This is a genomic window from Mycobacterium sp. 050272, assembly GCF_039023525.1.
Classification (GTDB): domain Bacteria; phylum Actinomycetota; class Actinomycetes; order Mycobacteriales; family Mycobacteriaceae; genus Mycobacterium.
On the sequence record NZ_JBCHKV010000041.1, the window covers coordinates 1 to 12,053 of the forward strand.

Below are 12,053 nucleotides of genomic sequence, written 5' to 3' on the forward strand. Positions count from 1 at the left end.
CGAAGAATCACGCGATGACCCTCATCTATCCGGCTACGACACGCCGGTCCTCAACTCACGGCCCGACTCATACACCATCTTGGTGGACGCAACCCCCGGATCGGACAGGTGGTTGTGGTGAGTGGTGCGGATCGGTGCGGATGTGTTGCATTGGTGGGCAGACGATTTGGCGACGGTGGGTGCGGACAAATGGGGACACAGATGATGTTGGTCAGAATGGTAGAGCGCGACGGTGGGTGCGTCCTATGGTTCCTACGTGGTGAACATCAATTCGAAATCGGCGGCGCGCAAGCGTGTCCGGGAGGCGCAGCATAAGGCCAACGAGGCACGTCTGGAGCGTGAGCGTCAAAATGTCGATGACGCTGCGTCGTTTCTCGTCGAGCTTGGGCGGCTCGTCGCCGTCGACGAGTGGGAGCGCAACCGTATCCACGAGATACGCGCAGAGGGGGAGCGGCGCCGTCACGAACACCGCCAGGCCGGCGCGACAGCGGTGGCCCGGATGCAAGGCCGCGGTGAAAGCCTCACTGCGATCGCTGAACTGGCGGGAGTCAAAGTCGGTGAGGTGCGCGCGGTGTTGAAGGCTGCCGACGCGCAGGCAGCGCCGCGCGCGGATGCACTAGGTGCGGAAGGCAGCGCGGCGCGGGGCGCAGGAGAGGGCGCGGTGCCGGAAGCCAACGGTGGCGCGGCCACCGACGCCGCGGCGCAAGCACTAGGTTCAGTAGACGCCGCTGCGCCAGAGGTCGGCGGTGGCGTGCCCAACAACGTGGCGGCGCAAACACTAGGTGCGGATGCGCCGTGAACCGTCGACCCACGGTGTCGGTGAGGTGGTCTGGCGTCTGTGCACGTGCCAACGACTATTGGGGCGCTGTTGTGGGTGGACCCGGTTGTGCATGCCAGCGAATGCGGCCGGTTCGACTCCTACGTCGTGCGGGGCCCCGGCGCAATCAACGCCCCGATCCACGAGCGCCCGAGGACGTGTTCACCCTCTCGGCGGCGGCTGCCGGCCAACATCATGATGCGGCCGGATGCCATCGGGAGCGGCGAGTCGACGAGGCGCGCGCACGACTCACTGCCGCGGCGGAATCGCGTGACTTTTGGGGTGATGATCTGAGCCCGGCATGTCCAGTTTTCCGCGGAAAACTGGCCTCTCACTCGTCAATCGACGCAAGTCATGGACTCGCTGATGTGATTGATGGACCGGGAAGGCGCGAAAGACAGCGCACGATCTCCGGTTGGATCCGGGCAGTTTTCCGCGGAAAACTAGCGAGATGTAATGCACAATTCAGCGTGTCTGAGGGGCGGTCGTTCGGTCAGCGACGTACTTCCTGGCGGCCGATTCCCGGAGTGGGCCGCAGCCGCGGCCCAAGCGCACCAAGGTCTTCTCCCCCATGACCAAAGTTGTCACTGTTTTGAACCAAAAAGGCGGTGTCGGCAAGAGCACCGCGACCGTCAATCTGGCCGCCGTACGAGCCCAAAAACTGACCGCACATCTCGAGCCCGACGCGTTCTCGCCGGTCGCTGCGGTCTCGATAGACCCGCAGGGGTCGGCAAAATGGTGGGCCAACCGGGTCGACGCACTCCCCTTCCATCTTGTCCAAGCGCACGACGATCCCCTCGAATGGCTGCAGCAGCTCAACAACCTGCCCGGTATTGTCGAGGTCTACGTCGATACCGCCGGCTGGTTCGACCTCGACGCGGACTCCTCTCGAGACGGTCTAGGTGACGGATACTCCGCCGATGCACTGCGGACCGTCCTCGACGTCACCGACGAAGCGATCGTTCCGGTGCTGCCGGCGCCGATGTGCTTCGACCCAACCGCGCGCACGATCCGTAAGCTTCTCGAACCGCGCAACATCCCCTACCGGGTCTTCATCAATGATTGGGACCCGCGCGATGGCGAACACTGGTTAAAGCAAACGCAGAAGTTCATTCGCGGACAGGGATGGCCCTTAGCCGAGACGGTAGTGCGGCACTACAAGATTCACACGAATGCCTCCAGCGAGGGCGTCGTGGTCACCCAGTACAAGAAGAGTGGCTCGGCGGCCAACGCGGCGGCTGACTTCTACAAGCTCGCCGACGAACTGAACATGGTAGGAGTCCGGTAATGGGGCGCGGTGGTGTCAAGACATTCGATGATCTCGTCGATGCTGTTGGCGACAACTCATCTGTTGACGGAAACGCGAAGATTCCCGTCGTCGCCCCACGGTCGGGCCTGTCGCGGTCGGTGGCTCTACGAGACCTGGTCGGCAACCCACACAACCCGCGCGATTCGGTCGGTGACCTCGACGAGTTGGCCTCCATCGTTGACTTCCAACTACAGCCCGTAGTTGTTGTCACCCGAGGAGCATTTCAAAACATCTACCCCGAGACCACGATTTCGGCGCGGTGGGTCGTAATCATCGGCAACCGGCGGTTGGCCGCCGCGCACAAGTTCGGCCGATCCGAGCTCGACATCGTGATCAAAGACGAACTTGCCAATGATCGCGCAACGCTGCTCACGGCTGTAATCTCCGAGAACGTCGACCGCTCGGGATTCGACGTGATCGAGGAAGCCAAAGCTGTTGAGAGGCTAGTGGGGGAGTACGGCAGCGCTGACGCCGCGGCCGAACATCTTCGTAAGAGCAAGACGTGGGTGTCACATCGGCGCGCGCTACTCAAACTGGCACCCGATCTTCAGGAAGCCACCCGCAGGGGCGATCTGGCGATTCGCGAAGCGCGTTCACTTGCCCAGGTTCCGCTCGCACAGCAGGTGGCCCGATGGAAGGTCGCTCGCGGCCGGCCCAGTGAAGGGGCCAACACCGCCAACGAAACCGGGGACGGCAATTCGGATTCGGCGGCACGAGACGAACCAACGGCGCCGCCGCTGCGCTCGGTGACGCGGGCGCTTCGAAAGTTCGACGCGGATCCAAGCGCGTTGGCGATAGCGTTGCGCGATCAACTTGGCGATAAGGGAGCCAGGACACTGGTCGGCCAGCTCAGGAAGTTGCTCACATAGCATCGCGAGGGTCAATTTTCCGTGGAAAGCTGACCCATCCATCGAGGTGGCGTGGCATGCTGCACGCTCAGCCACACTCAATTATGCTGGGCGTCAAGCGGTTTCGGCGGCGCCGTTCGATATCGCAGGTGGTGGTTGCCGGCGCCAACACCGGCGAACCGAAAGCCAAACGCACCCCACGGCAACGCTCACAGCAGGGAGCGCTGGGAGGCCTGAGCGGCGAAGTTGGTGCTGGTGATAGCCGCGTGGGCGCGGTTTAGGTGATACTGCCGGGTATGTCGCTCGATGAGGTGGTGGCTGAGGCTGGCCGTGTATTGGGCGATGCGCGCAGGCTTTTCGGGGCGGCGCCGATGATTAACGGGGGTTGGTCATCAACGTCGGGACTGGTGACGGGTCGCCAGGTTGTGGCAGGCGCGGGACAGGCCGCCGCCGCAGGCTGGGGTGGTGCGGCGGCCACCGGGTACGGCGTTGCCAACACTGGGCAGCTATTTTCCCTGGATCACACCATGGCCGCCGACGCGGGGACCGGCCCGCCGCTGACCGGCGTGGGAGAGGCTGCTGCCGCGGGTGGCGGGGGCATGGATGGGGTGATCACCGATACCCGTTCGGGGGTGGCCGCGATCGCTCCTGCCACCGGAACCCCGGCAGGCAAGCGGGAATTGGTGACGCATTTGCAAAGCCAGCTGGATCGGGCCAAGGCCCTGTTGCGCATCTGTGAGCGGCGCAATATGGAGCTGGCGGCGTTGATCGGGCGAGGTGCCGGAGGCTACGGCGCAGGGATGGGCGCGATGCCGATGGGCGCCGGCGCCATGACCGGTGGCATGCCGATGGGCGGCCTGGGCGCCGCTGGCGGGGGAGTGGGCAGCCCACTTTCTATCCCCGGCCTCGACACCGGGCTTACCCGAAACCACCACCACACCAACCCCGAACCGGATCAGGGATTGAACCTGGCCGCCGAGCACGCAGGTCCAGGGGCCGACCGCGTCCGCGCGGCGATCCGCAAAGCCCTCGACATCGAAGGCGTTCACGATCCCGTAGCACGTGCCCGGTGGGAAGCCGGGATGATGCTGGTGGCTAAACGTGAATCCGGATACCGCAACGACGCCATAAACCACACCGATGCCAACGCGCAGAGGGGAGATCCCAGCGGAGGGTCGTTCCAATTCACCGGTGCAACGTTCCGGCAGTATCACCAGCCGGGCACAGCAAGTAGCCGATTCGACGACGTATCCGAAGCGTGCGCGTTCATCAACTACGCCCGCGGCCGCTATTGCGTCGCAGCTGACGCGTCGAATCTGGCAGCCAACATCCAGCAGGCAGATCCCACACGACCGCCGAAGGGTTACTGAGCGGCGAAGTTGGTGCTGGTGATAGCCGCGTGGGCGCGGTTTAGGTGATACTGCCGGTTATGTCGCTCGATGGGGTGGTGGCTGAGGCTGGCCGTGTATTGGGCGATGCGCGCAGGCTTTTCGGGGCGGCGCCGGTGATTAACGGGGGTTGGTCATCAACGTCGGGACTGGTGACGGGTCGCCAGGTTGTGGCGGGCGCGGGGCAGGCCGCCGTCGCAGGCTGGGGTGGTGCGGCGGCCACCGGGTACGGCGTTGCCAACACTGGGCGGCTATTTTCCCTGGATCACACCATGGCCGCCGACGCGGGGACCGGCCCGCCGCTGACCGGCGTGGGAGAGGCTGCTGCCGCGGGTGGCGGGGGCATGGATGGGGTGATCACCGATACCCGTTCGGGGGTGGCCGCGATCGCTCCTGCCACCGGAACCCCGGCAGGCAAGCGGGAATTGGTGACGCATTTGCAAAGCCAGCTGGATCGGGCCAAGGCCGTGTTGCGCATCTGTGAGCGGCGCAATATGGAGCTGGCGGCGTTGATCGGGCGAGGTGCCGGAGGCTACGGCGCAGGGATGGGCGCGATGCCGATGGGCGCCGGCGCCATGACCGGTGGCATGCCGATGGGCGGCCTGGGCGCCGCTGGCGGGGGAGTGGGCAGCCCACTTTCTATCCCCGGCCTCGACACCGGGCTTACCCGAAACCACCACCACACCAACCCCGAACTCGTCGGTGACCACGACGCCGCGATCGCTGGGGGAGGGCCATTAGCGCGTATCGCGGTCAAAGCCGCACTAACCCGCTTGGGGTGCCCCTATGTCTGGGGGGCCAAGGGGCCCAACCAATTTGACTGCTCCGGCCTGGTTCACTGGTCCTACGCTCAGGCTGGCATCACCTTGGGTCCCGACACATACACCCAGATTCACCAGGGCGCCAAGGTAGCTCATGGAAACGTCGAAGCCGGAGACCTGATCTTTCCCGAAGCAGGGCACGTCATGCTCGCCATCAGCCCAACGCAGTGCGTCGAGGCCCAGCAATCCGGTGTGCCGGTCAGGATTTCGCCGATGCCAGCCTCGTACGTGGCGCGCCGGCCGATGGCGTAGCAGTCTCGGTCGAGGCCTGCGCGTCCCCGGCGGCGTCGCGGATGACGTCGCGATACTCGTGCAGCTCGGTCAGCGCCGACATGGTCTCGCTAAACGACTTTCCGCGCACGTGCGGCAGACTCGCGACGATGAGCGACTCTAACTGCAACAGTTGATCGTCGAGGTCGCGCAGCGTTGCCTTCGCTTGTGCACTGTTGCTGTGGCGCACCAGAATCTGTGCGCATATCGCAGATATCGCCGCTATCGCCTTAGCGATTCCCAAGGCCTGCAACGTGGTGCGCGGATCGGTCGACACCGACTCGAACGAGGGCTGCGCCGTGAGCGCCGCTGTCGGGCGCGGTTGGGTCTGCGGGATGGGCTCACCGCGGCGTAGCGCATCGAGGGTGCCGCGCGGCCACTGCAGGGCATCTTCGAACTTCACGCGGTTGATCCGATGAGGAAATGACTTGCCGCGCTCAAGCAACGCGGCCGTGTTCAGCGACACATTCGCCGCGTCAGCTAGCTCTCGCTGCGTTTCCAGCCCAACTTCGACTCGGCGGTCGGCAACGGCCTTACCCACCCGCTCTAGCGGGCTCTCGCCAGGTGGAGTCGCCTTGGTGCTCACCGTGTCCTTCGCCATCGTCGCCGCCGTCGTCGACCGACGACCTCTCGGATACTTGCAAGTTAACTATAGAAGTTGACCACGTTCAGCCACGGTCGGACACGGGATCCCCACAGATGCGCCACGCGGGAGATGCACAGAGATAGCCTGGTTAAGGCAGAAAAGCATGGTTTCGCGCAGCTGATGCGCAGAGGTGCCAATACGCGGTACGTCCGTGAACTGTGTCGACTTACTCTGCCGAAACCTTTGTCCGCACTGATGTTGCCTATCAGTGCATGAGCAGCTATAAACGTAGTCAGTACACAACATACACAACATGATGCACAGGTATAATTAGGAATGGAGAGCGCAGTGACCACCATCCGACCCTTGCGAGCCGACACCGGCCTGTGCGAGTACGAAGACCCCGACACCTGGTTCAGGGGATATAGCGGGGAGCGAGAGTCGGCAGCGATCTGCACCAACTGCCCCATCATCGTCGCCTGCGCCCAGAACGCCCTCAGATTTGGCGCTACCGATGGGGTGTGGGCGAGCGTGGCCATGCCCGGCGCCCGTGACGTCACCGCCCTCAAGGCCGCTCGAGCGCAATTACGCGAGGTCATCGCCCGCTACCGAAACCAACCCCCAGCGCTACGGCTGCGGTCCCTGCAAATCCGTCAGGCCGTGCACTTCGCGGCCACCCAGCGCGACCTGCGCCGCCAACAAGCAGCTAAACCCGCGTCCAGGGCAAGTGCGACGCTAAGGGAGAAGGCCAGTGCCTAGCAGCAGCGCAGCCACCCGCGTCCTGCGCGACGACCTGCTCGCCCAACTCCGCATCGCGCAACGGCCCCTCACGACAGCCCAGTTGCGCCTGCACGCGCCTGACGTGCCGGTCGCGGGGGTCGCGATATCCTGCGCCCCGATCCACGAGCAGATCTACCGGGTGCTGTGCGGCCTTGAGCGTCAAGGCCTGCTGACCCGCGGTGGCCGTGAAGGCCGCGAGGTCACCTGGACGGCGGCCGCCAACCCCGCCGACCGCGAAATCGCCGCCCTGGAAGCCGCTTTCAGCGCCTCGGACGGCCAGCCGGCGCCACGTTGAAAGGGCGCCATCCGATGATCACATGTCCCGTTCGAGCGGCGCTGACAGCTCGGGTGCCCGAACTGGCCAACGGCTCCATCGAAATCATTGCGGTCGCACGCGAGCCCGGACTGTTGGCTAAAGTCGCGGTCCGATCACGTGTTCGCGGGATCAACGCGGTCGCCGTCTGTATCGGGTGGGCCGGCCTGCGTATCGCCGACGTCGAAAAGCGCCTCTGCGGCGAACATGTCAGCATCATCGCCTACGACAGCGACACTGCCAGGTACGTGATCAACGCACTGGGAATCAAGTCTGCGATCGCCGAAGTCATCAACCCTGAACAGCGCCGCATCCGCGTCTACGTCAACCCCGATGACTATGCGCGCGCACTAGGCAAGGCTGGTCACAACTTGCGCCTTGTCCGGCAGCTGACCTCCTGCAGCATTCACATCCGCACCGCCACTGGCGCTCATCGTGCCCCCCATGGTTGCACCACCAGGCAGTTGGCGCCGATCCCGTAACTGAAAGGCAACCCAATGAGCGCAAACGCCCTGTATGACATCAAGCTGCGCGACTGGGGCCGAGTCGAAATCCCATCTGCCACATCGCAAAGCGGCGCCTACGCGGCGCGTACCGAGGCCTCGTGGTCCAACCGGCAGATCTCCACCCCGACATTATTCGACTGCGACACAACGACATGACTTCCCCCGATGCACGCTCGGCTGCGGCACGAAGACGGGCTGATGAGCGTCGGCTGCGCCAGTTTATGGCTAACCACGGTTACCCCGACCCCGACACGATCCGATCGGAGCGCACAATATGGCACGGAGCACGCGGCCAGATCCACACCAGCCGGGTCTGTTCGACATCTTCGGCGGGGACGGTGGTGGTGACGAGCCCAGAGATACGCCAGATCGTGGCGGAGGCCTACGCGGGCCCGCTCAAGCTGCCCCCGCAGTGGAGCCCAGCCCAACGCGAGACATTCCTGGAAAGCCAGGCGGCCAGGATCAGCTACCAGGTCGCCGAGCTGGCGGCCGAGATGGGCGCCCAGGCGGTAGGGGCGTGGACCCGCAGCCGCGGCCAGCATCCGGATTACCTGACCAAGGCGGGGCTTCTGAACACCGCACGCAGCCAGGCAATGGAGATCGTGCTCAACAACGAGCTCTACGAGCAGATCCCGACCGAGGACGGCCAGCCCAGCAACCTGTGGGGGGAGCACAACGACCCAGCGCCCGATCGCAGTCAGGTGCCCTGGGATCAACGCTGGACCCGGCCCCAGTATCGCAGCGACCCCAGCCAGAACATCGAGGCGCTGATCGCGGATCTGTGGCCGGACCCGAATTACTCGGCGGTGTTTCGGATCAAGGCCGGATACCTGCTAGCCGCCCGGGCCGAGGACGGCCTGCCCCTACCGAGCGGCCCGGACGATCCGCTCACGAGCACGCTGGCTCAGATGGTCTACACCGATATGCGCGACGACGGCATACCCGAGCGGTAAACGCCCAGCCCTCACTGTTCGATGAGGCCGATCAGCCCACCGATCCGCGCTCGATTGACCCCGGCGGCGCCCCGCTGCCGCGGCCGAACCCGCGCACACCAGCCCACCAGCCAATCGACCCGCCGGCGGGCACCGCGCAAAGCCCGGCTGTATCAGACGAACCGACTCCGGCCGCCGAGCAGCGGATAGAAGAATTCACCAGCCCCACCGATTTCCCGGCAAGCCTCGACACCCTGGTGCCATCTGGGTCCAAAGCACGCATCCGCGCCAACATTGCGGCCGTCGAGCTGCTGCGCACCCTGCAAGACGCGCAGCGGCCGGCCACCCCAGCCGAACAACGTGTCCTGGCCACCTGGTCAGGCTGGGGTGCGGTACCCCAGGTGTTCGACCCCCGCGCCAGCGAGCTCGCCGCCGAACGCGACACCCTGGCCGAGTTGCTCGACCGCGACCAATACCGCCAGGCAGAGGCCTCCATCCTCAACGCCCACTACACCGATCCGGCCATCGCCGCCGCGGTGTGGGAAGCACTAGGTCGGGCCGGGTTTACTGGCGGCAAGGTCCTCGAACCAGGTTGCGGGGCAGGAACATTCATCGCTCACGCCCCCGATAAGGCAGTCATGGTTGGTGTGGAAAGTGACGCCACCACCGCAGCCATCGCCGCCGTGCTCTACCCATCGGCCCAGATCCGCCACGAAGGTTTCGAATCCACTCACGTCCCCGAAAACAGCTTCGCCGCCGCCATCGGCAACGTCCCCTTCGGCCGCTACGCGGTCACCGACCCCGCCCACAACCCCGCCCGTCACTCCATCCATAACCACTTCATCGTCAAATCCCTCGCGCTGACTGCCCCCGGTGGATACGTGGCTGTGCTGACCAGCCGCTACACCCTGGATGCAGCGAAATCGGCCGCCCGGCGCGACATTTCGGCCAAAGCCGACCTCATCGGCGCGATCCGGCTCCCGTCGAAGGCGTTTACGCGGGTGGCCGGCACCGAGGTCGTCACCGACCTGCTCATCCTGCGCCGCCGCGATCCCCGAACCCCCTCCCCAGACGAACTGCCCGACTGGATCAACACCGAAGCCATCGAACTCACCGATCCCGACACTGGCGCCGGCGAAACCCTGCACATCAACTCCCATTTCGTCGCCAACCCCCACAACGTGCTCGGCCAGATGCACCTGGGCCGCGGACTCAACGGCTCCCACCAACTCGTAGTGCGCGGCACCAGCGGCACCGAGCTCGCCCAGCAGCTGCGCGACCGGCTACACCTGATCATCGACTCAGCCATCCAGCACGGGCTCGGATTAACCGCCACGCCGGCTGAACTCACCGACGTCTCCGCAGACGTCTTCAACCCCGGCCTGATCACCGCGGCCGGCCGCGGTGAGGACACCCCGCTCTACACATTGCGCTACAGCGAGGCCAACCGCGGCATCGAATACTGGGCCGGACACCAATGGGAACCCCACAAAACCCCGAAAACGCTGCTAGCAGAAACCCGCGAACTCATCGGCCTGCGCGACGTCGCAGCCAGCCTCATCGCCTCCCAACGCGACGGCCAGCCCGCCGCCGAGCGCGACCAGCTCCGCGGACACCTCAACACCCTCTACGACAACTACGTGCGCCGCCACGGCCCCCTCAACCGGTTCACCTGGGTCTATCCCACCGTCACCCAAGAACGCCACGACCAGCGCTTGGCCGCCGCCGAAACCGCCTGGCGCACCGCCGAAGGCACCCCCGAGCGCCCCTACACCGGGCCCGTGCCCGACGACGTCGCCGCGCAATGGGACACCGAGGCCTCCGAAGCGCCGGCTCCCTACAAGAAGCGGCGTCACCTCGACGGCGGAATGCGCCACGACCCCGGATGGGCACTGGTCGCCTCATTGGAAATCCTCGACGAAGACACCGGCACCGCCCAGAAATCGCCCATCTTTTCCACCGACCTGCTCACCCCGCCGCTGGAGCGCGCCACCGCCGACACCCCCGAAGAAGCGTTGGCGATGTGCCTGGACCGCACCCAGCGCGTCGACGTCGACCTAATCGCCAACCTGCTAGAAGTCGAAGTCAACGACGCCCGTGACCTGATCGCTGGACTGGTCTATCCCAGCCTCGACGACCCCGACGAACTCGTCCCGGCCGTGAGTGCCCTGTCAGGCAACGTGCGCACCAAACTCGCCCGCGCGCTCGATGCGGCCGAAACCAACCCTATCTACAACGACTACGCCGCCGCCCTGCAACAGGTGCTGCCGCCCCAGCGTGAAGCCCAAGACATCAAAGTACGCCCCGGGGCACCGTGGATCCCAGCCCAAGTCATCGCCGCCTTCGCCGAGAAAACATTCGACGCCACCGGTGTGGTCGCCGAACACATCGGCGGGCGCTGGGTCGTCGACGTTGCCTCCTACAAACGACACGGCCGGCTGATGACCGACGAATGGGGAACCGACCGGCGCGGCTGCGACGCAGTCAGCCTGCTCGAGGCCGCCTGCAACTCCAAAGCCGTCCTCGTCAACAACGACGACGGTGCCCTCGACCCGCAGGCCACCTTCGCCGCCCAAGCCAAAATGGCCAAAATCAGCGAGGAATTCACCCGCTGGCTGTGGTCTGACGAGACCCGCCGCGACACCCTGGTCGCCGAATACAACCGGCGCTTCAACTCGCTGCGCGCGCCTGCCTACGACGGCTCACACATGCGTTTTCCCGGCATGTCGGATCACTTCACGCCGCACTTCTACCAGCGCAACGCCGCCGCGCGCATCATCTCCGAGCCCACCGTTCTCTTGGATCATGTTGTCGGAGCGGGCAAGACGGGAAGCATGGTCGCTGGAGCGCTGGAACTGCGGCGCCTGGGGTTGGTACGCCAACCCTGGCTCGTGGTACCCAACGCGATCACCGAACAAGTTGGCCGCGAAGCCCAACAATGGTATCCGGCCGCCAAGATTCTGCTCGGCTCAGCGGCCACCACCGCTGATGGACGGCGCCGCTTCATCGCCCAAACCGCCTCAAGTGATTGGGATCTCGTTGTCATCCCGCAGTCGGCGTTCACCGCCATCAACGTCTCCACGGACATGCGCGTCGACTACATCGAAAACCAGCTCGACACCTTGCGCGAACAACTCCAATCCGCCGAAGCCGACCGCAGCAAAAAGCGCATCGAACTGGCCATCAAAAGCGCCAAGGCGCGGCTAGAAAAACTGTTAGCCGCCAACACCAAAGACACTGGGTTGCGGTTTGAGGAATCCGGTTGTGACTATCTGATGATCGACGAAGCCGACACGTACAAGAACTTGGGCCGCACCTGCAACATTGAAGAATTATCTTGCCCCAACGCATCGCAACGCGCCGAGGACCTCGCCCTCAAACTCACCGTGTGAAACGCCCTGGTTCTGCCGGAGGCTCGGGCTATTGGATTTCGACCAGGGGTTGGTCGGTCCGTTGTGCATCGTAGAACGCTGCTTCGAACTC

General features: G+C 64.9%; 12 protein-coding genes. 11 read left to right on the top strand and 1 reads right to left on the bottom strand.

Translation table 11 applies throughout. The annotated features are described in order from the left end of the window. Positions 1-256: 256 nt before the first annotated feature. The 5 genes from AAHS21_RS31505 (at position 257) to AAHS21_RS31525 (ending at position 5,435) form a co-directional block, all read left to right on the top strand. Entirely contained in the window at positions 257-799 is a 543-nt protein-coding gene (locus tag AAHS21_RS31505) for a hypothetical protein (RefSeq protein ID WP_342931218.1), read from the top strand. 589 nt (positions 800-1,388) lie between these two features. Further along, positions 1,389-2,105 (top strand): ParA family protein, encoded by a 717-nt coding sequence (locus AAHS21_RS31510; protein ID WP_342931219.1) that lies wholly within the window; start codon positions 1,389-1,391, stop codon positions 2,103-2,105. Continuing rightward, the gene (locus AAHS21_RS31515; protein ID WP_342931220.1) at positions 2,105-2,995 is read left to right on the top strand and encodes a ParB N-terminal domain-containing protein; all 891 of its coding nucleotides are present in this window, start codon (positions 2,105-2,107) and stop codon (positions 2,993-2,995) included. The genes AAHS21_RS31510 and AAHS21_RS31515 overlap by 1 nt, the downstream gene beginning before the upstream one ends. Positions 2,996-3,381: 386 nt before the next feature. After that, a complete protein-coding gene (locus tag AAHS21_RS31520; protein WP_342931221.1) occupies positions 3,382-4,344 on the top strand; it encodes a hypothetical protein in 963 nt (320 codons plus the stop codon). A gap of 170 nt (positions 4,345-4,514) precedes the next feature. Further along, the gene (locus AAHS21_RS31525; protein ID WP_342931222.1) at positions 4,515-5,435 is read left to right on the top strand and encodes an NlpC/P60 family protein; all 921 of its coding nucleotides are present in this window, start codon (positions 4,515-4,517) and stop codon (positions 5,433-5,435) included. Here AAHS21_RS31525 and AAHS21_RS31530 read toward each other — a convergent pair. Beyond that, positions 5,383-6,054 (bottom strand): helix-turn-helix transcriptional regulator, encoded by a 672-nt coding sequence (locus AAHS21_RS31530; RefSeq protein WP_342931223.1) that lies wholly within the window; start codon positions 6,052-6,054, stop codon positions 5,383-5,385. The two genes, AAHS21_RS31525 and AAHS21_RS31530, sit on opposite strands and share 53 nt — an antisense overlap. A gap of 333 nt (positions 6,055-6,387) precedes the next feature. Between AAHS21_RS31530 and AAHS21_RS31535 the strand changes: the two genes are divergently transcribed. The 6 genes from AAHS21_RS31535 to AAHS21_RS31560 all read left to right on the top strand — a co-directional run bounded on the left by AAHS21_RS31535 (position 6,388) and on the right by AAHS21_RS31560 (position 11,962). Next, positions 6,388-6,798, top strand: coding sequence for a WhiB family transcriptional regulator (locus AAHS21_RS31535; RefSeq protein WP_342931224.1), 411 nt, complete (start codon positions 6,388-6,390; stop codon positions 6,796-6,798). Next, on the top strand, positions 6,791-7,114 hold the full coding sequence (locus AAHS21_RS31540; protein ID WP_007172124.1) for a hypothetical protein: 324 nt from the start codon (positions 6,791-6,793) through the stop codon (positions 7,112-7,114). Before AAHS21_RS31535 ends, AAHS21_RS31540 begins: the two co-directional genes overlap by 8 nt. A 14-nt stretch (positions 7,115-7,128) precedes the next feature. After that, on the top strand, positions 7,129-7,614 hold the full coding sequence (locus tag AAHS21_RS31545; RefSeq protein WP_342931225.1) for a nucleic acid-binding protein: 486 nt from the start codon (positions 7,129-7,131) through the stop codon (positions 7,612-7,614). Between the two features lie 15 nt (positions 7,615-7,629). Then, complete coding sequence (locus tag AAHS21_RS31550) at positions 7,630-7,794, top strand: hypothetical protein (RefSeq protein ID WP_342931226.1); 165 nt, start codon at positions 7,630-7,632, stop codon at positions 7,792-7,794. 188 nt (positions 7,795-7,982) lie between these two features. Then, entirely contained in the window at positions 7,983-8,591 is a 609-nt protein-coding gene (locus AAHS21_RS31555; RefSeq protein WP_342931227.1) for a hypothetical protein, read from the top strand. A gap of 236 nt (positions 8,592-8,827) precedes the next feature. Continuing rightward, positions 8,828-11,962, top strand: coding sequence for a hypothetical protein (locus tag AAHS21_RS31560; protein ID WP_342931228.1), 3,135 nt, complete (start codon positions 8,828-8,830; stop codon positions 11,960-11,962). The last annotated feature ends 91 nt before the right edge of the window (positions 11,963-12,053 follow it).